Annotated in this window: 18 protein-coding genes; 7 read left to right on the top strand and 11 right to left on the bottom strand. The window is 42.3% G+C overall.

All coding sequences use genetic code 11. The annotated features are described in order from the left end of the window. Window positions 1-60: 60 nt before the first annotated feature. Window positions 61-420 carry a hypothetical protein gene (locus DTQ70_RS09260; protein WP_122930553.1) on the bottom strand — a complete coding sequence of 120 codons (360 nt, stop codon included), beginning with the start codon at window positions 418-420 and terminating at the stop codon, window positions 61-63. A gap of 291 nt (window positions 421-711) precedes the next feature. Between DTQ70_RS09260 and DTQ70_RS09255 the strand changes: the two genes are divergently transcribed. Further along, complete coding sequence (locus DTQ70_RS09255) at window positions 712-1,344, top strand: hypothetical protein (protein WP_122930552.1); 633 nt, start codon at window positions 712-714, stop codon at window positions 1,342-1,344. 477 nt (window positions 1,345-1,821) lie between these two features. On the opposite strand, the gene DTQ70_RS09250 is transcribed toward DTQ70_RS09255, so the two are convergent. Both DTQ70_RS09250 and DTQ70_RS09245 read right to left on the bottom strand, forming a co-directional pair. Beyond that, window positions 1,822-2,346 carry a helix-turn-helix transcriptional regulator gene (locus DTQ70_RS09250; protein WP_122930551.1) on the bottom strand — a complete coding sequence of 175 codons (525 nt, stop codon included), beginning with the start codon at window positions 2,344-2,346 and terminating at the stop codon, window positions 1,822-1,824. Window positions 2,347-2,802: 456 nt separating this feature from the next. After that, complete coding sequence (locus tag DTQ70_RS09245; RefSeq protein ID WP_122930550.1) at window positions 2,803-3,615, bottom strand: 2,3,4,5-tetrahydropyridine-2,6-dicarboxylate N-succinyltransferase; 813 nt, start codon at window positions 3,613-3,615, stop codon at window positions 2,803-2,805. A 624-nt stretch (window positions 3,616-4,239) separates the two neighbouring features. On the opposite strand from DTQ70_RS09245, the gene gap reads away from it, so the two are divergent. Further along, complete coding sequence (gap, locus tag DTQ70_RS09240) at window positions 4,240-5,253, top strand: type I glyceraldehyde-3-phosphate dehydrogenase (protein WP_122930549.1); 1,014 nt, start codon at window positions 4,240-4,242, stop codon at window positions 5,251-5,253. A 269-nt stretch (window positions 5,254-5,522) separates the two neighbouring features. Here gap and trmB read toward each other — a convergent pair whose 3' ends face one another. From trmB to DTQ70_RS09210, 6 genes are all read right to left on the bottom strand, one after another. Further along, window positions 5,523-6,185, bottom strand: a complete 663-nt coding sequence (trmB, locus tag DTQ70_RS09235) for a tRNA (guanosine(46)-N7)-methyltransferase TrmB (RefSeq protein ID WP_122930548.1) — start codon at window positions 6,183-6,185, stop codon at window positions 5,523-5,525. A 152-nt stretch (window positions 6,186-6,337) separates the two neighbouring features. Next, the gene (locus tag DTQ70_RS09230) at window positions 6,338-7,618 is read right to left on the bottom strand and encodes a folylpolyglutamate synthase/dihydrofolate synthase family protein (RefSeq protein WP_122930547.1); all 1,281 of its coding nucleotides are present in this window, start codon (window positions 7,616-7,618) and stop codon (window positions 6,338-6,340) included. Window positions 7,619-7,687: 69 nt separating this feature from the next. After that, window positions 7,688-8,620: an energy transducer TonB gene (locus DTQ70_RS09225; protein ID WP_229600100.1), complete on the bottom strand. Its 933-nt coding sequence runs from the start codon at window positions 8,618-8,620 to the stop codon at window positions 7,688-7,690. A gap of 104 nt (window positions 8,621-8,724) precedes the next feature. Next, entirely contained in the window at window positions 8,725-9,852 is a 1,128-nt protein-coding gene (locus DTQ70_RS09220; protein ID WP_122930546.1) for an SPOR domain-containing protein, read from the bottom strand. 153 nt (window positions 9,853-10,005) lie between these two features. Further along, entirely contained in the window at window positions 10,006-11,673 is a 1,668-nt protein-coding gene (locus tag DTQ70_RS09215) for a TonB-dependent receptor (protein WP_229600099.1), read from the bottom strand. 18 nt (window positions 11,674-11,691) lie between these two features. Next, entirely contained in the window at window positions 11,692-14,709 is a 3,018-nt protein-coding gene (locus DTQ70_RS09210) for a tetratricopeptide repeat protein (RefSeq protein ID WP_122930545.1), read from the bottom strand. 279 nt (window positions 14,710-14,988) lie between these two features. Here DTQ70_RS09210 and rpsT point away from each other — a divergent pair, with 279 nt between their 5' ends. The 3 genes from rpsT to DTQ70_RS09195 all read left to right on the top strand — a co-directional run bounded on the left by rpsT (window position 14,989) and on the right by DTQ70_RS09195 (window position 17,562). Next, entirely contained in the window at window positions 14,989-15,255 is a 267-nt protein-coding gene (gene rpsT / locus DTQ70_RS09205; protein ID WP_122930544.1) for a 30S ribosomal protein S20, read from the top strand. A 122-nt stretch (window positions 15,256-15,377) separates the two neighbouring features. Continuing rightward, window positions 15,378-16,640 carry a WD40 repeat domain-containing protein gene (locus DTQ70_RS09200; protein ID WP_122930543.1) on the top strand — a complete coding sequence of 421 codons (1,263 nt, stop codon included), beginning with the start codon at window positions 15,378-15,380 and terminating at the stop codon, window positions 16,638-16,640. Window positions 16,641-16,746: 106 nt separating this feature from the next. Continuing rightward, window positions 16,747-17,562 (top strand): purine-nucleoside phosphorylase, encoded by an 816-nt coding sequence (locus DTQ70_RS09195; protein ID WP_122934325.1) that lies wholly within the window; start codon window positions 16,747-16,749, stop codon window positions 17,560-17,562. A gap of 167 nt (window positions 17,563-17,729) precedes the next feature. Here DTQ70_RS09195 and DTQ70_RS09190 read toward each other — a convergent pair whose 3' ends face one another. Together DTQ70_RS09190 and DTQ70_RS09185 are read right to left on the bottom strand one after the other, a co-directional pair. After that, window positions 17,730-20,129 (bottom strand): outer membrane beta-barrel protein, encoded by a 2,400-nt coding sequence (locus DTQ70_RS09190; protein WP_122930542.1) that lies wholly within the window; start codon window positions 20,127-20,129, stop codon window positions 17,730-17,732. A gap of 177 nt (window positions 20,130-20,306) precedes the next feature. Next, entirely contained in the window at window positions 20,307-22,430 is a 2,124-nt protein-coding gene (locus tag DTQ70_RS09185) for a tetratricopeptide repeat protein (RefSeq protein ID WP_122930541.1), read from the bottom strand. 39 nt (window positions 22,431-22,469) lie between these two features. Between DTQ70_RS09185 and DTQ70_RS09180 the strand changes: the two genes are divergently transcribed. Both DTQ70_RS09180 and DTQ70_RS09175 read left to right on the top strand, forming a co-directional pair. Next, on the top strand, window positions 22,470-23,237 hold the full coding sequence (locus DTQ70_RS09180; protein WP_122930540.1) for a tetratricopeptide repeat protein: 768 nt from the start codon (window positions 22,470-22,472) through the stop codon (window positions 23,235-23,237). Window positions 23,238-23,285: 48 nt separating this feature from the next. After that, on the top strand, window positions 23,286-24,227 hold the full coding sequence (locus DTQ70_RS09175; protein ID WP_122930539.1) for a phosphoribosylaminoimidazolesuccinocarboxamide synthase: 942 nt from the start codon (window positions 23,286-23,288) through the stop codon (window positions 24,225-24,227). Window positions 24,228-24,240 lie beyond the last annotated feature (13 nt).

The following is a 24,240-nucleotide window of genomic DNA, read 5'->3' as shown; positions in this document are numbered from 1 at the left end:
CAAAATAAAAAAGCAGCATCGTACAGATGCTGCTTTTTTTGTGCGTGAGAGGGGAGGGGGCTAACGTAAAACCTTGATTTCTTGGATATTAATCTCGTCAAATTCGGGAGTTTTACCCCAGCCGCACGTAACTTTTTTCTTCTTCCCAGTGAGTTCAAAGCTCATTTCGACTTCTAAAACGTAAATGCCATATTGATCTTTTGCTTGCGAGATTAAGGCGTTTACTTTCTTATTTGAAGCATCGTTGGCGACATAGAGGCCGATTTCATCGGTCAAATTGACTTCAAAGTGCCAGCCACAGCCATCGACTGCAAGCGCATTGACAAGTTTTGCTTTTGTCAAAACACGGTTAGGATTTACATCAGACTGACAAGCCGTTATCAAAATGCCTAAAAATAAGGTGATTATGATGGTTTTCATGGGGATATGTAATGGTTCAAAATTAGTTTATACAAAGTAAGAGAAAGACGTGTTTTTGTATAAAAAGGTTGTAAATACACTGTATTTAAGGAAGAGGTTAGAATTGTAAATGTTTTATTTAACATAATGTAAATTATAATACATTTATTTGTCTCTTTATTAAAGTAATTATAGGATAAAATAACAATATATGGGTACAATAGAATAGAGATAATGGTGTAAAAACTTATATTTGGTATGATTTGTGATTTCAGCGTCTCTAATATCCTAGAACCTAATTGCGCTCATCCTATGAATAAAGGAATGATTCCTGCCTTGAAAAAAACGGTCAAGAATGTCAAAAAACGTCGTCAACAAATGCCGATGCCAACTGATATTCAGGATTACTTTTTTAACAGCGATTCAGCGAGCGCTTTTGAAAAGGCCCAAGAACATTTTCCCGTTGAGCAAAACCAGAGCATCCGACATCTTCACGGAAAGTACGAACGGTATTACTTAGATGAAGAACGCAAATTAATTATCAAAGATTTGGTAAGTATTGGCTCCGACGGTAAAGTGATTGTACGGTCTTTGAACGGGATTTATAAAGGAACAGGAACGTATTTTATGAATGCGACGCTCTCCATCAATTTAGTATCCATCAATGACGCAGAATCTTTCTGCGCGCAGTTACTGGCTTACGTAGGTCGGTTTAGCTACGATGACATTGAGTGCCTTTATACCATTTGCTCAACCATTGATGGGCATAACGTTCCGATTGCACGAATGGAGGTTTTGCTCCCAGCTGATACTTTTGGATTATTACCCGAGCACATCAAACTTGATTCGCAAGGTTTTTATAAATTGAACTTTAAATACCCGCATCTCTTCAAAATTCTTCAAGGGCGGCAATTACGTTCTCAAGGGCGTGTTACCTGGCCTTAAACACCTCTCTTCTACCCTTTTGAAGTAAAAAAATAAGCTATTGATAATGAGGTAGTTATGTATTCACGTGGAACATTTGTGAAACATACGTGGAACTAATATTTATAATGCGTTGATAATTAGTGTATTATGATGTTTTTGTTGTGTTTCATAAACAAAAAGTCTATTTAGTCTGCATATTAATATTTTTTATTAATAAAAAATTTAATGTTCCCCCATTGAGGATCAAACCAAAATCATTCTTTAGCAAATAAATTTGGTTTGATAACTTTCAAAATAATCAATAAATAGCCCCTAATCGATTTAATCATAAAAGGGAAGTCCTTTTATATCTTGATATTTTTAAGCGTTAAATGGGCTTTAAAAAGTTAAATAAAACTGATTTCAAATCAAGATTCGCAAGCGCTTTTGGTTGAACTTTTAGGGTTAAGAGCAAAAGCACTTGCATGATAAACAGGGGGTAAATAGAAGCTGAAACTACTGACCTAGTAATTGATTTATTTTAGAGTTAGGATCGACAGGAATTACTTGGGAACTTCCATCGTCATAAACAATGGTTATAAGCACAGCCTTGCGAGGTTTTGAAACTTCACTGGAAAACGAAGTTGCGACAGGTTCTTGCTTGATTTGTGAAGAACGAGAATCCACTGTAGCTGTAATCTTGTTCGACTTCTCTTTTTCACGCAATTCTGGAGCCGTTTGGGCTTGTAGTTTTGCACCCCCATATCCTTGATTTTCAATGAGTTTGGCTATTATTTTGTCTTCTTCAGGGGTCTGGGTTTTAAACCAATCGAAGCTGTATTTTGGGTTCCAAGCCACTATTTTTTCCAAAATGTCCTGACTTGGTCGATTTCGGTAGGCTAAGATATGTGAAATGGTAGAACGTTGCACTTCGATAGCGTCCGCAAACTGGGAAGCGTTCAAATGGTTTTCGTCAAGTATTACCCGTATTTTATTATTTTTAAGAAACCGTGAATCGGTAAAATCAGAATAGATTGCCATAGAATTGTAAACTGTTATTGTTTACACAAATGTAATAATATGTAAACAATAAACAAATTAATGTTTACATAAGTAATAAAATGTTTACCAAAGTTAATTTATTTGCGATTACAAAGTGTTTACAAAATAGGTTTAATTCAACTTTGTAAACACTAGTAAATTTTCGTAACTGATTCATTTCTAGATAGTTGATTTTTGTTGATAGTAATACCAAGTATAAATACCGTAAAATTGCTATTTCGAGTAATTGAAAAAAATTTACCATAATTTACTTGTAAACATTGTAATTTCGATTTATGTTTGCATCAACAATTGCTGAAGATAGCAGAGGTAATTCTCACTATTGGAAGAGTTTGCTGACACGACAGTAATTTTTATGGGGTAATAGCACAAAAAAAGAGACACTTATGGTGTCTCTTTTTTTATAATTGGTAATAGCCCTCTCTCCTCGCCTGCCTAAACAGCAACGTTATTTTCTCGGAGAGCTTCATTAAGCGATGTTTTTAAGTCGGTACTGGCCTTTCTTTTACCTATAATTAAGGCACATGGGACGTGATAAGTGCCCGCTGGAAAGGTTTTTGGATAACTTCCTGGAATAACCACGCAATCGTCAGGAACGTATCCTTTGTATTCTACGACAGTGTCGCCAGTCACATCCAAAATTTTTGAGCTACCAGTAATGGTTACTCCCGCTCCTAGAACAGCACGCTTTCCAATGTGAGCGCCTTCTACTACGATACATCGTGAACCAATAAAAGCGCCATCTTCTATAATGACAGGTGCAGCTTGGGGTGGTTCTAAAACGCCTCCTATTCCTACACCACCACTAAGGTGCACATGCTTTCCAATTTGGGCACAACTACCAACAGTTGCCCACGTATCGACCATCGTGCCTTCGTCAACGTAGGCGCCGATATTAACATAAGAAGGCATGAGAATAACCCCCTTTGCTAAATACGCTCCAAAGCGTGCTACAGCTGGTGGTACGACCCGTACGGCTAAAGCGTCGTAACCAGTTTTTAGTTTCATTTTGTCGTGGTACTCGAATATACCAACTTCTTTTAGCTCCATTTGACGGATGGGGAAATAAAGTAGGATTGCTTTCTTAATCCAGTCGTTTACTTGCCATCCTTCTGCTGTGGGTTCTGCAACTCTGATTTTACCATCGTTTAAGGCGGTGATAACTGTTTCTACTGCCTTGATGATTTCTGGGTCTTTGGTGAGTTCTCTGTTCTCCCAAGCAGCTTCAATTTGTACTTTTTCTTTCATTACTTATTAAAGTTGTACTTCAATTAAATTAATCTAACCTTCTGATATAGGTTTATTTAAGGTTATAATACTTTTTATTTCTTTAATATACAAAAATGGACTTTTCTATAGGATTATATTATTTTGTTGCTCATAGATGTCTATTGGTGCTCTTATGTTCTTCTTGAGCGTTTCTTCTACTGTTGTTTCTATGATAATTGTTTTTCAATGTTTTTAACCTCTTTTGGGTTTATAGTGTAATTTACTAATAAATACCCTCTTTTCCAATTTTACTGTTGTTTTACTCTCCTACCCTATTGCTTGTTTGTATATATTGGTTTTGGTTTATTTTTACTAACTCTTATTGCATCATTAGTAACCATTAGTATTTTATTTATTATTATAATTGACATTTAGTGATATTATTAGTAAATTACTAACCAATATGCTAAATATTTAGCAAAAATACATTCTAAATACTAAATTAACAACTAAGCATTAGCAATATGTACTAATAAATACTAAATGAGGACTAAGTGTTCTATCATTTTGCTAAAAAATAATCCTTTAACAAATAAAAAAGAAATAAGTATCTTTGCCCATGAAAGTAAATAAAGATGTCCCATTAAACCACCAAAAAGCAAAATGACAAAAGTGAAAGTAGCAATCAACGGCTTTGGACGTATCGGAAGATTAGCATACCGTCAGATTTACAACATGCCAGGTATTGACGTAGTAGCTATTAATGACCTTACTAGCCCTTCTGTACTAGCCCATTTGCTAAAATACGACACAGCTCAAGGTAAATTCAACGAAACTGTTACATCTACAGATAATAGTATTATCGTTAATGGTGAAGAAGTTACTATCTATGCTCAAAGAAACCCCGCAGAAATTCCTTGGGGAGCACACGACGTGGACGTAGTATTAGAATGTACTGGTTTCTTTACTGATAAAGCCAAAGCAGAAGCTCACATTACTGCTGGTGCAAAGCGCGTTGTTATCAGCGCCCCTGCTACTGGTGACCTTAAAACAATTGTTTTCAACGTTAACCACTCTATTTTGGATGGTTCTGAAACAATTATTAGCTGCGCAAGCTGTACTACCAACTGCCTTGCTCCAATGGCAAAGGCATTAAACGACAACTTTGGCATCGAAATTGGTAGCATGACCACTGTGCACGCTTACACAAACGACCAAAATACCCTTGATGCTCCTCACCCTAAAGGCGATTTGAGACGTGCAAGAGCTGCTGCCTCTAACATCGTTCCTAATAGCACAGGTGCAGCTAAAGCAATAGGCTTAGTATTGCCTGAACTAAAAGGAAAACTGGACGGCGGTGCGCAACGTGTACCAACCATCACTGGTAGCTTAACCGAATTGACTGTTATTTTGAACAAGAAAGTAACGCTTGAAGAAGTAAATGCTGCAATGAAAGCCGCTAGCAACGAAAGTTTCGGATATAATGAGGACGAAATAGTGAGCAGCGACATCATCGGAACTTCATTCGGTAGCTTGTTTGATGCAACGCAAACAAAAGTTGTTACAGTTGGCGATAAACAATTGGTGAAAACTGTAAGCTGGTACGACAACGAAATGAGCTACGTAAGCCAGCTCGTTCGTACAGTTAAGTTTTTTGCACAATTGATTTCTCAATAATTCGCAAAACCCACTTATTACTTTGAGAAAACATAGCTTTTGATTTCTCCTATAATAATGGTTTCTCATTTAAAGGGGCTTTCTCATGATTGAGAAAGCCCCTTTTTTATGCCTCTCTCCTATTCCTTCTATCAAAAATACATCAATATAACTTATTGATAATAAGCTACATATTTTTTTAAAATGAAAATTTATTCATATTTGAATTATTATTCATTTATAAGAAAATAAAAAAGGTACTTCTTCATTCAAAGTACCTTCAGATTCATTTAATTTCTTAAAAAGCGACCCCGCAAATAGTGAACTGGAAAGCCTTTTTCGGTAAAAATTTTCTCAAAACGCGTCTTAATTCCGAAGTGTTCGGCGTGTAATTCTGACTGATAAAGGTCAAAAGTTGCAACCAAATCATAAAACCCAAACTGCGCAAGCTCCTCTAAAGTAAAGTCAAAAAGCTCTCTATTATCAGTTTTTAAATGCAACAGCCCGTCTTTTTTAATAACAGCCACGTATTTTTCCAAAAAGTGAGGATGCGTTAATCGACGTCTCAGGCTCTTTTTAATATTGAACGGGTCAGGAAAAGTTATCCAAATTTCGGCAACCTCCCCTGCTTCAAAAAAATTTTGAAGAAACTCAACATTTGTTCTTAAAAAGGCTACGTTTTTTAAACCAAGGTCAAGAGCCTGCTGACTGCCTATCGCCAGGCGGTCTCCTTTGACATCAATGCCAATAAAATTCTTTTCTGGAAAAACTTGGGCCAATCCGACCGTATATTCCCCTTTTCCACACGCCAATTCAAGTACAATCGGATTATTGTTCAAAAAGTAGGTTTCGTTCCATTTTCCTTTAATGGTTTCATACAGGGGCTTTCCTACCTCTAATACATTGGTAGCCAGCGCGTTTGCAGCAAAACGTATAAGTTTCTGACGGCTCAAGATTTTAATATTTAAAAGTTAACTGTAATCTGGTACTGTATAATCAATTCTCATTGAACTGTAAAAGTACAAAAAACCACATTTTGAATAAAAACATTTAAATCTATCTATATAGCAAACATTGTAGTATAAATAGATTATATAGACTAATATCAAACCTCAGCAACGACGAAAGTGCTACCGCCAATATAAATTATATCGGTAGGTAAGGATTCACTAAGGGCTGCGTTTAAAGCTTCCGTTACGGAGTGATACGTCTCCCCCAATAAACCTAAAGTGGCCGCAACTGTTTGTAGTTCAACTGAAGGCAAGGACCTTGGTAAATCAGCCGCGCAAAAATAGTAAGTCGCATCTTTGGGAAATAACCCAAGTACGCCAGCTACATCTTTGTCTTTGACAAAACCAAGTACAAAACGCAATCCTGTGTAATCGTAGTAATGGAGCTGATTTAGGGTTTCTTTGAGCCCACCGTAATTGTGAGCCACATCAGCCACCACCATTGGGTTTTGTTGTAACACTTGCCAACGACCTTTGAATTGACTCAACTGCGTGGCCTGGGCCAAACCTGCTTCTAGCTGTACGTCGCTTATCTCCCACCCTTGCACTCTTAATTCTTCAACAGCCTGCAATACACCCAAGACATTTTTAGCCTGATAAATACCAAGTAAGTCTAGTTTGTAGGTTTTAATTACTGAATTAATAGACTTAACAGTAACTTCTCGATACCCAGCAGCTAGCGAAGTATCCATGATTTGGAAGTGTTGATCAGCAAAGACAATGGGCGCATGACATTCATGGGCTTTGACCCGAAAGACGGGTTCCGTCTTAGGCTGAGTTTCTGAAATCACTACTGGGACATGGGTTTTAATAATTCCTGCTTTTTCTCCCGCAATTTTTTCTAAGGTATCCCCCAACAAATCAGTATGATCGAAACTGATGTTGGTGATGACCGATAAAATGGGTGTGATAATGTTTGTAGAGTCCAGCCGTCCACCCAAACCCACTTCAATGATGGCAATATCCACCCGTTGTTGAGCAAAATAATCAAACGCCAACGCCACACTTATTTCAAAAAATGAAGGTTGTATGCGCTCAATAAGGGCTTGGTGGTTGGCGACAAAGTCCACAATCGTTTGCGTTGGACACGGTTGTCCATTGATTTTAAAGCGTTCGGTAAACGATTTTAAGTGCGGAGATGTATGTAAGCCAACCGTATAGCCCGCAGATTGTAACACTGCCGAAAGCAAATGTGAAGTACTCCCCTTTCCATTTGTGCCCGCCACGTGAATACTTTTAAACTGGGTATGTGGGTTTCCCAATGCTTCACACAGGGCCGTAATGTTGGTCAATCCTGCTTTCATCGCCGCTGCTCCTACGCGATGAAAAGCGGGCAAGCGGCTGTACAAATAAGAGATGGTTTGTTCGTAGTTCATTATACAACAAAAATAAAGGGGCAATTTAGCCCCCTTATTCCCTTTTTAGGGATTTTTTTATGAAAAGAATTATCTACTCTTGATATTAAAAGTAATGGTTCCTTTGGAAGTAGAGGGTACATTTTCCGACTTTGGTACCAGTTTCATACGGCTAACCGCACGTTTATAGACTTCTACCACCGACTGGCTAACGGTTGATTCTTTTACCCGCACCCCGATGATGTCACCCGTATCATCCACCGTAATTTCAAAAACAATTCGCCCTGACTCGTCAGAATCGTCATTCACTTGCGGACGGGCACCCATTCCCCACCCTGATACGTTGAGGGCCAAGCCTGTTTTAGCACCGCCTGGCTTACCATAGAGACTTCCAGCGTCGATGCTACCTTTGGGATTCCCTTGGTCACCTACCGTTCCAGGTTTATCACCATTGTTATTTCCACCCGTTCCCGAGGCGGTTCCGTTGGTTCCATTGCTTCCTTTTGAGCTACCCGATGATTTTTTAAACAAAGCATCTTGGTCCACTTTTTTGGGCTCAGGGGCAGGTTTTGTAGGAGCAGGCGGGGCGGGCGTCGTTGATTTTGACTCGGTTTTTGTAGGTTTGGTATCTTCCTTTGTCTCAACGGGACTTTCCAATTTACTCGTAATGGGTGGTTTTACGGGCGCCGTTTTTACTGGTTTAGGCGTTTCAACTTTAGGCGTGGGTGGTGGGGTCACTTTGGGCGTTGGCGTGGCTTTTACCTTGGGCGTGTCATCCGATTTTTTTACGTTTTCAGCCCGTGGCGAATCACTCGCTTTGTTATAAGTCTGGATTTTTCCGTAACCCGCATCGTCCGTTCCAAAATTTACTTCCACGTATTCTATGGCTTCTGTTTTGGGAAGCGCATGATAAATTTTCACAAAAAGTGTAATCGTAATAAGCGCAGAGGTAATGATAGTCGCACCCGCAAATCCTATCATTTGGTGCTCTCTGTCTTCTTTCGTATTGACAAGCATCGACATGGGTGAATGTGTGTAATTTTTGAATTAACGCAAAATAAGGGTAAAATATATACGAGCACAAAAAAAAGGGGCAAAAGCCCCTTTTTAATTATTTACTTCCTAAATTATTTATGAATCACGTACGCTTTTGCACCTGCCAAGCGACTGATTTGTGCAACTTGTGATTTGGCTTTTGCCGATGACTCGCAAGCGATAGCCGATACAATGATAAGCTTACCATCGGTTGGCTCTGGATTCAAAATCGTAGCATCGCTGTAACCGTTGTTTTGGAGCTTGGCGGTAAGGTTACGGGCATTTTCAATTTTAGAAAATCCCCCCGCAATCACCAAAAACTCCCCATTTACATCCGAACTTGGCGCGGGAGTTACCACCGTTTCTTGGTTTGAAACAGGCGCAACTTGTTTTGCTTCAACTTTCGCAGTTTCTTTTGTAACGGCTACTGGTTCCTCCTCTTTTTTGTTCGCTACAACGGATTCCTCTTGAGCAACTACCTCACTAACAACCTCTTCCTTCGGCGCAACCACACTTTCAGTCGCTACAACCTCCTCTTTTTTAACAGTGTTAGTTTTTTTATCAGTTGCTAACCAGCCCTTTACCGTCGTCACTAATTCAAAAGGATTGAGGCTTGACTTTAAACTTTCGGATGGAAGCTGGGTAATGCTGGCAAAAAACACCGTACCAATCAACAGTGCCCCACCGATGTACATCACAATTCGGGTACGGCGGCGGCGCGGGATTTCCTGTTCTAGTTCTTCCGCAGGACGGTCGTCAGAAGTCCAATCTTCATTGGTTTTTGCAGCTACGTCAATGGAAGCAGCAGGAGCCAGCGAAACTGACTTTAATCCAAAGCCTTCAGCATAAAAATTAGTATCAACTGTTGGTTCAAATTGAAGTTTACCTTCGTCGTTGGTATCAAGGATACCGATACCCTCCAAGGTATAGTTTCCTTTTTCTTTGATGGTATTTTTGATCTCCTCCACAAACTGACGAATGCGCGTTTGGGCTTCCTCCCGCGTAATTTGTTCGTTGATGGTCATGTAGTGAGTCAGCAATCCGTCGTCTAGTTTCAACGCCTCGTTGAAGGCCACACGCTTCTGCGGTGCATGGTAAAGGGCGTTTTGCTCGCTGTAAAACGCATGACTAAAATACGCCAAAAAACCACCCAAATCGGGGAGCACGACGCAGTCATGTTCATACAATAGTTTACGGGTGTAATCTAGGACAGAAATCATGTTTGTTATGTAACCTGTTTATGGGGATTTGGGTACTAAGGTACAGAGAAGATAAAAAAAAAGCAATAGCCGAGGCGGCTATTGCTTTGAATTAGGTCGAATAAAGTGCGTTAATTGCTTAGATTAGAACGGTATGGCGTCCAAAAAAATAATCTAAAACTGAAACGACAATCCCGCTAAGAAGTTGAGACCCTGTTGCGGATAATACAAGTAGCGTTCGTAGTTCTTACCTAATAGGTTATTGATGGAAGCGAATGCCGAAAAATTACGCGTCAACAAATAATCTATTTTTAGGTTTAAATCGACGATGGACTTGAGGTTGTGCGTTGTGCCTGTTTGAAAGTTTTTGTTTTTTAACCCACCAATGTAATAGGCATCGATGGTTGCAAACATTTTTTTACTAAAGACAAAGGAGTTATTCCAAGTCACCGTCGAACGTGGACGGCCCCAAGGTGCTTCTAGGCGTTTGACGTTGTAATCATAAAAATCTCCCCGAAGCGTCGAGCGAACAATGTTTTGGTATTGGTACCCCACTTGGGCCGACACGGTCAATACTTTGATGTAGTCGGCATCATACACCACCGCAAATTTGGTACTATCCAACCAATCATTGTTGAAGCCGTAAAAGTTTTTGAAAGTTGCGTATGACACTTTTCCTTCAAACTGAAAACTAGGACCTAATTCGCCTTTAAAACCTCCGTAAATGTCACGGCTACGTTCGGTATTGGCGATGGTAACATTGGGGCCTAACCAACGATTTTCGCCCAATAACGAGCGCAATGTATTACGGTTGAGGTCGCCACCGTAGCCCGCAAATACGTGTACTCCCGCCAATGGAACGGCATCCACTTCTACTTGCGGGAAGCCGACCGTACGGTTGATTTTGAGGCGATCGTCAGTTTCGTTGACAGCTTTGAAAGCTGCCGTTACCGTAAAGGCATCGTACGAAAACTTGAAGGCTGGTTTAACACTAAACAAATTCCGTTTGAACGTTTCAGCGTCGGTACGTTGAGAAACGTAGGCATCGGCATTCAACAACGCAAAAATGTTTTCAGTAATGGGAACAGAACCCGAAAAATTGGTACCCCAATCGGTCTCAGCCGCACTGTAACGGTCGCTGAGTCGGTACAAGGATGTCTTGATGGAGTAATCAATAAACTTGTTGTTATCAATGTTGTCCAACCCCACTTGTACGCCAAAAGTGTTGATGGTTTGGCGGATATTCCCTTTCAGAATTTCGGCGTTTGGCGTTGAACGATTGGCGTAAAAATAATAGTTGTCGCGGTCGTAAAAGGCCGTTCCGCCCAATTTAAACGAATTGCCGATGTACTGTCCGTTGAGTTTTAGGCGGTTTTCACTGTTGGCCGAGTTTTGGGTGTCAACGGGTCCAGTTTGGTTAGACAAATGTTTGAAATGAATGTCGTAGGCTAAATCTTCGGTATTGTTACCAATAAATGTTTCACCGTAAATTTTACCGTAATTACCACCCCCTACTTTGACGTAATTGTTGAGGTTGCCACCTTCATCTTCTTTATTTTCACCGTTGACTGGCAATACCGTAGGCGTGATTTTGGGCGTTCCGAGCGTTAATTTGGGCGTACGAAACTCATAATTTAGCTTTCGGTTGTCTTCCTCACTGGTAAAAGGTTGCAGTTTGTTATAAAGACGGTTGGCGGGGGGAAGCTCAATTTTTTTCTTTTTCTCAATCTCAAAGGTCTGGCTGTCAATTTCTCCCGATTGTTTTTGTGCCAAAACTGGCAGCGAAAAACAACTTGCTACCACCAGCAAGCGGAGCGGTTTTATCGATGGGACTTTCTTCATTCTTTTTAAGTGCTAAGGTTATTGTAAAGCGGCTAGTTTTGATTTGGCCAACTCAATGGCGTCTTGGTCCTCGGCGTTCTCAATGACCGATTGCAAAGTGGCTTTGGCTTGGTCGGGGTCTTTTAGCCCTACATACACATCGGCCAATAAAATAAAGGCGCGAACCCGCCAACGCTCATAATCGGCGTATTGTTTGTTGAGTTCCATCACCGACGCCTGTGCTTCTTTCAATTTGCCTTGACGGAACAACGATTCTGACGCCCAGTATTTTGCCTCAGCCCCAAATTCGTCTTTGTTGGCAGCCACTATTTTTTTCAATTCTGCATCCGCCGTTTTGTAATCTGCTTTTTCAATATAGACCTTGGCCATTTGCATCTGCGCTTTCTTGGTCGAACCAGGAATAACATCACCTGCATTCATCACTTCACGCGCGTAATAGGCCGTTGAATCGTATTTTTTCATCGAAAAATACGTATCCATCAAACGCATCAAGCCCGTCACGCGATCAGTTTTGCTATCTGACTGGGCATAGAGCAAGTTAAAGTTGCGAACCGCTTGCGGGTAGTTTTGGTTCTGCACTTCGATGTCTCCCGCCCGCAAAGCTGCTTTGGGTGAAAACCGCTGATCGCCTTCCGAAATAACCAAGCTAAAGAGTTTGAGGGCATTGGCATAATCGTTGCTTCGGTAGTAGCTTTCGCCTCCCAAATAACGTGCTTCCGTCGCCAATTTGCTGTTAGGATAATCGCGGATAAAGCTTTGGAGTGCCTTGATGGCTTGTGGATACTTGCCATCGCCGTACAACCCTTTGGCTGTTTCAAATTCCAATTTTTCGGTTTCGGTACTTTGCGGGTTTTTCTTCTTATAATCGGCCAATACATTCGACATTTCTTCGGTGCGGCCTGCGTTTTCCAACGTCGCTTGTAAACCTAACAAAGCCTCTTTGGCCGCTGGGGCATCTGAATACTCCGACAAAATCTGCTTATAGTCGCGAATGGCTTCTTCATATACCTGAATGTTGTTATAAGCCAAAGCGCGTTTCAATAATGCAGGTGGAATCAAATAACTGCGTGGTTTGTCTTTGACCAAACGCGTATAAGCGCGAATGGCCGCTTGGTAATTTCCTTTTTCTAAATCAATATTGGCCGACTGAAACAAGGCGTCATCGGCATAGCGCGAAGTAGGGAATTGGGCAATCACCTTATCAAACTGCGCTTTTGCCTCCGTGTCTTTCTCTTGGTATGTTAGAATCAACCCTTTTTGATACAAGGCATAGTCACGGTCCAAACGGCCATCGTTGATGGCTTTGTCGTACATGGCGGTGGCTTGGGCGTAGTTTTTATCGGTCAAATAACAATCTGCGATGCGGATGGTAGCATCCTCAATCGTTTGTGGCTCTCCCACGCCTTTACCTTTTGCAATGTATTGTTGAAAATTCGCAACAGCAGATTTGTAGTCTTTGGTGTTGTAATAAGCATACCCCAATGCATACAAACTACGAATACCGTAGGGAGTGGTAGGATTGCTCCGAATCAACTGCTGATACATCGGGATGGCTTCTCCGTAGCGGTTTAAGGCCGAGAACGCTTCTCCTTTTTGGAAGGTAGCCGCCAACGCAATTTCCGAATCGGGGGTATATTTGAGCGACTTATCAAAATTTACGATGGCTTGGGCGTAGCGTTCGGCGTTAAAATCAGCAATTCCCAAGTTCATCGTTTGTCGCTGATACGCCGCTTTGGTTGCCTCGTCAATTTTCTTCAGTTTTTCGATGTAGGCCACCGCAGCTGCACTGTTGTTGGATTTGGTCAACGCTAATATCGATAGCTTGGTGGCCTCCTCTTCGTACTCACTGTTCGGGAAGTTTTTGATAAACTCCTGAAACTCTGTAAAAGCCGCCGATTGGTTGTTGAGTTCAAGCTGCACTTTGGCGTGATTAAAAGACGCTTCTTCTTGAATCACTTTGTTAAATTTCAATTTAGAAGCATTGTCAAATCCCGTCAAGGCCGCTTGGGGATTCTTGGTTTGAAGGTGGCTAATGGCCAAAATATACGAACCAAACTGGCCCGTCGTGTCCTTGCGGGTTGCCACACCTTTTAATTGATCGACCGCTCCTGGATAATTGCCCGTTTTGAACAATGAATGTCCATAACGAAACTGAATGGGCGCAGGCATGGGGGTTTCACGCCCCTTCAATTGAACATACTGGGCGTAATATTTGGCCGCATCGGCGTAATTGCCTCGATTATACAATACTTCAGCAGCGTATAGGGCAACATCATTCAGCTTGACTCCTCCACCTTGCGAACGTCGCAACAACGGCTCGGCGTAGGCAATCAAATCATCGTAGCGCTCGGCTTGGTACAAAGACGAAACAATCCAGTTGGGGGCGTCCATTTTGTACTGTGGATGCGATTCGATGTTTTTGAAATTACGGTAAGCATCGTCGTATTTGCCGTTTTGATAATTGATGACCCCCGCGTAGTAAGCTGCTGGCGCAAAATAATCGCTGGTGGCATCTTGTTGTACTTCCGAAAAATAACGGAGTGCGGGCGCAAACTGCCTCGTGCTGTAATACGACAACCCTAATTTGTAGCGGGTTTCGGTAGCAGCGTAGTAGTTTGAACTGCGGTCCAACGCTTTGGTGAGGTACGTAATGGCGTTGGCATAATCTCCCCGATCAAAATAATACTTTCCCAAATCGCTGTAGATAAGCGCTGCTTTGGGGTGTTCGGGGTGATTGCGAACAAACCGATCGACGGCCAGCTCTGCTTCGGGCGCATCGGCATACAACGCACACAGGGTGGTGTAGTACTCGGCATTCACTGCGGTGTAGTCGTTGGTGTTGAGCAACGCTGGACGTTTTTCCAAATAATAGCGGAACTCCTGTTTGGCCGCCGAATAGTTTGATTTTTCAAAAAGTTCGACCCCATTTCGGTAGTGAACATCGGCCTCAGTATAACCGAGGGTGTTTTGGGCGTGAATCGCCTCCCACGAAAGGGCACAAAGGGACAGGGATAGAAGGCTGCGTTTGAGAAACATGTGGTAATTAAGGATGTAAAAATCGAAAAGTACGATAAAATTTCCGTACAAGATTTATTTTTGCGAAAGAACGAAAAACAAACTTTAAAACGTATAAATTCCTTGGTTCATTGCCCGTAAATTGTTCTTCCTTCTTACAAAATACGAATTAATGTCGTTTCTAACGTTATCAAATATTTGCTGTAATTTTCCTTTAAAAAAATTGCATCTCTAGTAAATAACGACTATTTTTGCACTCCTTTTGTAGAACAGAAATACATTATTTTTTTTATAAAACCAATGGCAAATCATAAGTCAGCATTAAAGAGAATCCGGGCCAACGAAACAAAACGCCTTAGAAATCGCTACCAACACAAAACTACGCGTACCATGGTACGTAAGTTGCGTGACACCAAAGACCAAATTGTTGCATCAGAATTGTACAAAACTGTATCTTCTATGCTTGACAGATTGGCAAAGAAAAATGTCATTCACAAAAACAAAGCGAGTAACCTCAAGTCTAAATTAGCGAAACACGTTAACCGTCTTGCGGTAGCAACTGCATAAATTGCATTTTTTTGCAAAGAAAAACCTTTAAAGCTCCGTGCTTTAAAGGTTTTTTTCGTATTATGCGCTTTCATACTTAGTAGTAATATATTGTGTAACCTGTTAACCATTACAAAAATCTCATGAAAAGAATGCGTTTGACATTGGGAATGGCGTTGTTAAGTGCGAGCGCTGCCATTGCCCAAAAACCCACCATTGAATTTAGTGGCCGCGGAATCTTGGCACTTTCAGACGGCGACATGGCGGCTTCGGCGGTAGTTGACGGAAAGCTGATGAAAGAAGTTGGAGTGAAAGATGCTTTGAGCGTGTATCCGCTTCCTTTGAAATTGGGACAAGAAATTGGTAGTACAGCCCTTTCCAACTCAGCCATTGGCTGGTCGCGAACTGCTGCTGTAATGTCTGACGGACGTTACGCCTTTGTCATTGAGACTCGTGCCCAAACTACCGACAGTGTAAAAACGGTTAAAAATGTAGCTACGGATTTCCCAGCGGGAAGCAACTTGTACATTGTTGACATTTCCAACATGGCCAAGCCTTCAACGCGCAGGGTTTCCGTGGGTAAAAACCCTTTGGCCGTCGATATGTTAGGAAGCAATATGCTCATTACGTCGGAAGAAACCGCCAAAGAATTGCGCATGTTCGAGATTGGTGCTGGCGGATTGCCAACGCGTAACGTTCCGATTGCGCTTAACCTCCAGAACGCCCGTGCTACTGACGTCACTTGGCATCCAGAAGGCGAATTTATCGCCATTACGGTGGAAGAAACCAAAGAAATTTGGCTCTATAAAGCAAAACGCAACCCACAAGGAAAAATCGCTACGTTCGAGGCTTTTGGAACGCCAGCAAAATTGACGGGCAAACCTGGCCCTGGTTCGTTTACCCCCGATGGTAGTTTGTTTATTGTTTCGGACTTAAAAGACGGTGCAGCGGGTGAACTCGTAGCTATCCAGTTTAATACAACTGCCGCTGATCCTAAAACAGCTGAACATAAAGTAGTAGCTCAAACCCCCGTAGCAGCTGGCGTTGAGAGTTTTGCCATTAGCCCAGACGGTACTATGATTGTAACGGCTAACAAAGCCAATTCCGCCCAACCTTGGGAAAGTAGCGTAGGCAAAGCGGGTGTCTCACTTTTGTCTTTGGCAAAAGATGGCAAAGCAACCAAAGTAGCTGATTATGAAATTGAAGGGATTGCTCCTGAAAGCATTATCTTCGACAAATCAGGCGATAACGTGGCCGTATCTATCTTTGAATACTTCGACTACGGTCGCCGTGACGGTGGTGTCGAATTTTTTAAAGTTAACAAAGGTGGTACGCCTTCGTTGACCAAACAAATGGCAAAAATTAGCGCCCCTAAAGGTTGTCATACCGTGAAATTGATTCCTTAACAATAATCATTTGACAAAAAAGCCGATGCCTGAGAAGGTATCGGCTTTTTTTGTAATCACAGAAATTTTATCGACCTTCATCCATCACTTATTTTTCATTTTACGCATGGAATTTTCACACATTCAAGAGGCTGTTGACTTTCTTAAAAAACAAACGCAGGATTTTCAACCTCAAGTGGGTATTATTTTAGGAACGGGCCTTGGTAGCCTCGTCGATGACATTACAATTCAAGCAAGTATTTCGTACGAGAACATCCCTCACTTCCCTGTATCTACCGTTGAGTCTCACAAGGGAAAACTATTATTTGGAACCCTTTCGGGCAAAAAAGTCGTGTGTATGCAAGGTCGTTTTCATTATTATGAAGGATACTCGATGCAACAGGTGTCGTTTCCTGTTCGGGTGATGAAACTGTTGGGAATTGAGCAACTGATTGTTTCCAATGCCGCGGGAGGTCTGAACCCTGCCTACCAAACCAGCGATTTGATGTTGATTCAAGACCACATCAGTTTGTTTTTGCCCGAAAACCCGCTCCGTGGTACCAACCTCCACGAATTAGGCGACCGCTTCCCCGACATGAGTGAAGTTTATGACACCTCTATGCTCGAAAAAGCGGCTAAAATTGCCAAAATACACCAAATTCGTGCGCACAAAGGTGTTTATGTAAGCGTCACAGGTCCACAACTAGAAACCCGTTCGGAGTACCGATTACTTCGCCAACTTGGTGCAGATGCCGTGGGCATGAGTACCGTTCCCGAGGTGATAGTAGCCCGCCACATGAATCTCCCCGTTTTTGGGATTTCGGTCATTACTGATATGTGCATTCCCGAAACCCTTGAGAAGGCAGAATTGAGCAAAATTTTAGCGGCCGCTTACCAAGCAGAGCCGCTTATGACATTGATTATTAAAGAATTGTTGAAGTAAGTGCTTGGGTGTGGTAACATTTTTTAAAACACATAGTCCACATAGAATAAACACATAGCCCACGAAAGACTGTCTATGTTTACTATGTGCTTATTCTAATGTTTTCTATGTGTTTACATTTCCCTAGTCACCTGCAAAGTTTCGTACAACAGCTAACGCATTTAAAACTAATTCACGCTTTTTTCCAAAGACTCGAAGTTCATCATATTCGTGCGCTCTTCTTTTTTACGAATGCCAAAATTATAAACCAGGTTCAGCCCAAAACGACGCGTATCTCCCTGACGCATTCCCGAAGCTGTTACACTTCCCTGCTTCAACGTAAATTCATTTCGTAAGGTGTAAAAAATATCATTCATCGACATCGTTACGGTCATTTTTCGGTTAAAAAACCGTCGGTTGATGTTCATATTCAACCCGCCAAAATTACTCAACTCATAAAACTGCAATTGTCCATTGAGTCGAACAAAACCGTTGAGACTTAGCGTTGAACGATTGTCTAGTTTGAGTTGGTGAAAGGTAAAAATTGACCACGAACCGCGTTGGAAAGTTAAGGGTTTACCTTCGTATAAGCCCTCATATTTGTTGTGATTGTACTGGGTTCCTACGACAAAAAAGTACTTACCCCCTGGCGGAATGGCCCCCATCAACCGAAAATAGGTTTCTTCGTTTTTCCCTAAATTATCGTAGGTACGAAACGCAACACTTGGATTTTTGGGGTCTTGGTAAACCACGTTGGTAAAAATATCGCTGGTATAATTTTTCCCAATGGCAAAAATAGGCCGCTCTTCGACACTAATGTTGGCTTCAATGTTTTGGGTAAACTGTGGGCGTAGGGTCGGATTACCCGTTTCAAACAAATACTGATCCAAATACCGCTGCGAAGGATTGAGGTATTCATAGACAGGGCGCGTAATCGAGCGCCGATAAACCAAGTAACCGCGCATTTCATAGCCCGCAATTTTGGCCAATCGCCGACTTAAATACACATAAGGAAACACATCCGCCCTTTTCAATCGAAAAGAAGTATCGGTAGGAATCCGTTGGCGTCCGTCCATGGAAGTGGTTTCCAACCGTACGCCTGCTTTCAACGTAAAAGCACTAAACGTTTTTGAGCCTTGGACATACGCTGCGTTGATGTTTTCGTGATAATCGAACTGACGGGTACGAACCACATCCGCACGACGAATATCCGAAATCACATTAAAATACTTGGTATCATTCTCAAACCACTGAAAAGCAGTTTTCAACCCAGCTTCCACCACCAGTTTTTGCGGAAAAAGATATTTAAAGTCCGTACGGGCACTAAAAGCGTGGCGATTGTTGCCAATGTCTCCATCGCCACTCGTACTAAAACGTGCGGGCAACAAATAATCAGTAGAAAAAAGTTGGGTACTTTGATTCGTTGAAAAACTATACGATGCCTCGGCAGTCACTTCCGACCCGAGCGTATCTATTTTGTACTTAGCCGATACATCTTGGTTAAATAAAAACGCTTTGGTTTTGCTTGCTAACTGATTGACGTTTTCTACCACCAATTTATCGACACTTAGTCGCGTAATTTCATTGTGGTTTTCAGCAGACGAACGGTATTGGTTCCACGAGATGCGGTCGTCAAAATTAAACTCCCATTTTTTGGAAGGTGTAAAGCCCATTCCAAAACCTGTATAAAAGGTCTGGCTCGGGGTGGTGGTGTAAGAACGCTGACTCAAAAGCGAATCTAAGGTAAAAGGACGGTCGGTCTCAACTTGGTCGTAAGAATTACGGCGGTTGTAGTTCACCACCACGTACGATGTTTTTTTGCCGTCGTTATTATTCACCGTTACGCCCAGTAGCTGATTTCCAAAGCGGCCTTGGTTCATCCCTGCGTTCATACTACCCGTCACCCCAATTTTTACCCCTTTTTTCAAAATCACGTTGACCACCCCTCCGCTGCCACTGGCGTCAAACCTTGCCGAGGGAGTCCGTAAAATTTCGATTTTGGCAATGCTGTTTGGCGGGAGGTTTTTAAGCAAGGAGGCAATATCGGCCGTACTCAGTTTTTGCTCACGGCCATTGATATAGACCGTAGCGGGCGTTGTACTGCTCAAATAAATATTCCCGTCGGGGTCAATAAAAACGCCAGGGATTTTTTCCATGACTTCCATTGCACTGGTGCTGCTATTGGCCAAAGGCTCGGGATCAACGATTGTTTTGTCATCTTCTTGTTGAATCAACGGTTTAGGCGCCGTGACCACCACTTCATTGAGGGTAGTTTTGTCGGCCTCCATCAAAAATGTAAAAGAAGATTGGTTCTCCGTAGGAGAAAGTACTTTCCTAAGGGGCTTAAAACCAATGGAGGTTGCTTCTAACAAATACTGTTTCCCAAAAGTCACCTTAAATTGAGCCGCACCAGCTGTATCTGCCACTGCGTACATTTTTTTTGTCGAATCAGCACGGTCGGCCAGGCGGAGCGTTGCCCCGATGACCGCGGCCTTTGAGCCATCTTGCAGGCGGATTTGAAGATTTTGTGCAACTAGGCCGCAAAAGGGCATACAAAAAAAGAGAGAACAAAAAAGTTTACGATTCATAAATGACTGACGATTTGGCTGTTAGTGAGTTATTGGTGTATATTGATTAAAATTGACCCTACATAGTTACTCCTTTCGAGGCAACAAAGCCTATTTTCAATACTTAATTTCTAATTAAAAATCCCCACTCCTTCAAGGGCGGGGATTTCTATATTTTCTAAAATAACGGTGATTCTATCACTGTTGTTGTTGCAACTGCGCCCTGATTTGGTTGGCCGCGGCGGTATTTCCTTGTCGTTCGTAAGCGATGGCCAAGTACTGCGCCGCATCACGGTTGGTAGGATCTTGACTTAGCACTTCGTTCAACATAAATACCGCATTGTCATTTTGATTGAGGTTGATGTACGCAATCGCCATGGTGGTCATCGCCCCCAAATATTCAGGAAAAATCTCAAGTGCTTTTTGGCATTCTTGCAATGATTCATTGAACTTGCCTACGTTCACGTACGCATTGGCCAAGTACAAGCGAACCACCTCATTGTTGGGGTCAAGTTGACGGGCTTTTTCCAAATATGGAATTGACTCCGCAATTTTCCCTTCTTTAATCAACTGGATACCCTTAAAGTCATCTTTGCTGATGCGTTTTATTACCAAACCAATCGTAGCACCGTTGACCTCAATTTTATGAATAGTCCCTGCGGGTGGAAATACCCCAGCATTTCGAAAATGGCTTGGATTAAGGTGTCCCGTTAAAAACACGCCATAATCCCAATCAAATTCAGAACGCTGATAATAACGTCGATAAGCCATTTTCAACTTGGGGTAATCGGTAAAATAATCTTTCAAAGGCACAAAATAATCGCTGGCAATGACCACCGTATCTTTTTGGATGTTTGGAATATTAGTCTTCATCCAATCGGCGATTTCTCGGGTACTTACCCCAAAATAATCCGTTTCGTAATTGGCAAATGCCCCTTTGGTACCACCCGTCAATTCGTTGTAATAGGTATATTGGTAGGGATGGTTTTTAATCATAAACCACAAAGGCAACGCCACCAACACGGCCAATACCCCCGCGAGCACTTTTTGACCTACATTTCCAAAACGTCGGAAGAAATACTCAAAGCCTACTGCAGTTAAGGCCAACAAAGGTGGGTAAATAAAGGTGGTATGGCGCCAGCCGTTGTAAAAGGCCGAATGTTTTGATACCCCATACAACCACGGAAAAAGGGCGACAAACAACACCAAAAACAGATACCGTTGGTTGAAGTGACGACGCGATAGCGGAAAAGCAATCAAAAATACCAATACCCCCAATAAAAAATATAGAGGAGTTGATACCATCATGTATTTGGGGACGTAGTACCAAGGAAGCGACGTTGAGTATATTTTTGTCCCTTCAAATAAGGTTTTTATACTAATTGGGAAATTGGTCAAGGTTTCTAAAGCCGTCAAGGGATTTTTTAAGGGATTAGCCAAGGCAAACGGCCAGAACAAAATACCGAGTAAATAGCCCCCCAACGTAGCTACTCCCGTTTTGAGAGCCACATTTTTTAACACTGCCCTGTCCCCAAACACAGCTTGACGAACCTGCTTGCGGAAAAGGACTTCGACGCCGACAAAAAACGGAACGTAGGCCACCAACGCCAAACCTGGCGCACGACTTCCCAAACCGATACCAATACCCGCGATGGTCAACAGGGTTGTTTTCCATGAGGGTTGGGGAAGTTCTTGAATGAATTTAATCAACGCACAAATGGTCAGGATATATCCAGCCGCAAAGGTGATGTCCTTGGGGTTGTTCATCGAATCGCCAAACAAACGCGGAGAGAAAAGCGCAAAAATCAAGGCCAACAGACCCGCGCGCCAATTTCCACCGAGTAACCGCCCCGTTAGGCCCGTTGCCACAAAAATAAGGACGCCCATGAGCGAGAGTAACATGTGACGAATCAGGTAGGGATCGGCACCAGTAGTACGGTAAATGGCCGCCGAAATTAAGTCAAGCGTAGGGCCATAACAATACATGACCTCCCCGCCGCGAGGCGCGTAAGAAAGTGCTTCTTTTTTATCACCAAAACTGGTAAAATAGTCCAAACACAGTTCGCCATAGGCTTTGTTTCCCCATTCATCGGCCGTTATTCCGTACTGCGTACTGAGAATTGGCATACCAATGAGTAAAACTAAGGCCAATCCCCAAAAAATTTTACGAAAAAGTTCGTCCTTAATTGGAAGATTTACGGGCGTTTTTGCTTCTACTCCAGTGAAGCTTTCAGTCGATAAAACGGAAGAAGAATCTGATTCAACTTGCTGTTTCTGAGGTGTTTTTATGGGTTGAGGTACTCCTTTTTTAGATTTTGACATAACCGCTCAAATTGGAAAACTAATCAAATGTAAGGCGATATGTCCAATATCTCCAAAACTGTGCCAAAAATTAAAAAACGTTATCTTTGCACCGCCTTACTAGACCAACCACCGATGATTGAGTCGTTGCTTTTTTCATTACTGCTTTGGATTTGGGACAATCGTTCGTTTGACACGATTTCACGGAGTAACCGCGCAAAAATTGAGGGACAACAAGCCTACAACGAGAAAGACTATCAACATGCGCTGGAAGCCTATCAGAATGTTTCGACGGCTTCGCTTTTTGCCGAACCAGAATCACGGCTCAATTTAGCACATACGTATTTTCAGTTGAAACAGCTTCGCAACGCCCAAAAATACTACGCCAAGCTCTCCTTGGTGTCCAATCCATTTTTGGCATCAAGGGCCTTAAACCAACTGGGGGTCATTGAAACCATGCAGAAGGATACGGCGCAGGCACTGTTTTATTTTCGGCAAAGTTTAAGGCTTAATCCCGACAATGATAAAGCGCAGTACAACTATGAACTACTGAAAAAACGCTATCATGGCAAAGAAAAAGAAGCCAAAGCGCTTACGCAGCCGCCTCCCAACCTAGCACCGAAAAACAATGCCCCCCAACCGCAAACAGAGCAAGTGGCCAAACAAACGGAGGAAAAGAAAAATTTATTGAACCAGCTCAAAAATTTAAAAATGAGTGAAGAACAAGCCATGATTATTCTGGAATCTCTGAAAGCATCCGAAATTCAGTACTTACAACAACAACGCCACCGAACGACCGCCAACGACGACACCAAAGGGAAGTGGTAGTATATATAATATATAAGGTAGAAAAATCCACCAAAAACTACGCATAGCGTGCAAACTCTCACTCAAACCAATTTTCAGTTTCCCAACCAAACGGGATTTTACCGCGGCAAAGTCCGTGATGTATATAGTTTTGAAAACTGCGTGGTCATGATTGCCAGCGACCGAATTTCGGCTTTTGACGTCATTTTACCCCGCGCAATTCCGTTCAAAGGGCAAGTGTTGAACCAAATTGCGGAGCATTTTCTGCGGGCAACGGCCGACATCGTCCCTAATTGGCTTCTTGAAGTTCCAGACCCAAATGCCAGTCTCGGAAAAAAATGCGAAACCTATCCAGTAGAAATGGTCGTTCGCGGTTATTTGGCGGGTCATGCCGCGCGGGAGTACAAAGCAGGCAAACGTACGCTGTGCGGAGTAACGCTTCCTGAAGGCTTGAAAGAAAACGATAAACTTCCAACGCCCATCATTACGCCCACCACCAAAGCCCACGAAGGCCACGACGAAGATATTTCGCGCGAGGATATTCTTGCCAAAGGCATTGTGTCGGAAGCTGAATATACGCAGCTCGAAAAATACGCCTTAGCGCTGTTTGCTCGTGGCACCGAAATGGCCGCGCAACAAGGGTTGATTCTGGTGGATACCAAATACGAGTTTGGATCTAACAACGGCACCATTTACCTCATCGACGAGGTACATACGCCCGATTCGTCTCGATATTTCTACGCTGATGTATATGAAGAAAACCAACAAAAAGGGATTCAACAGAAGCAACTTTCCAAAGAGTTTGTTCGCGAATGGCTGATTGCCAACGGCTTTCAGGGTAAAGAAGGCCAAGTAGTACCCGAAATGTCCGACGAATGGATTCTTCAAATTTCGGCGCGTTACATTGAACTTTACGAAAAAGTAACGGGGAAACCTTTTGTAAAGTCAGAATCACAAGATATTTTGGCACGGATTGAAGAAAATGTTACACGTTCGCTAACTTTGTCTTAATCGTTCACTCAAC

Source organism: Runella sp. SP2 (assembly GCF_003711225.1).
Taxonomy (GTDB): Bacteria; Bacteroidota; Bacteroidia; order Cytophagales; family Spirosomataceae; genus Runella.
Note: the sequence above shows the minus strand (reverse complement) of the source record. Positions and strands in the feature narration are given on the sequence as shown.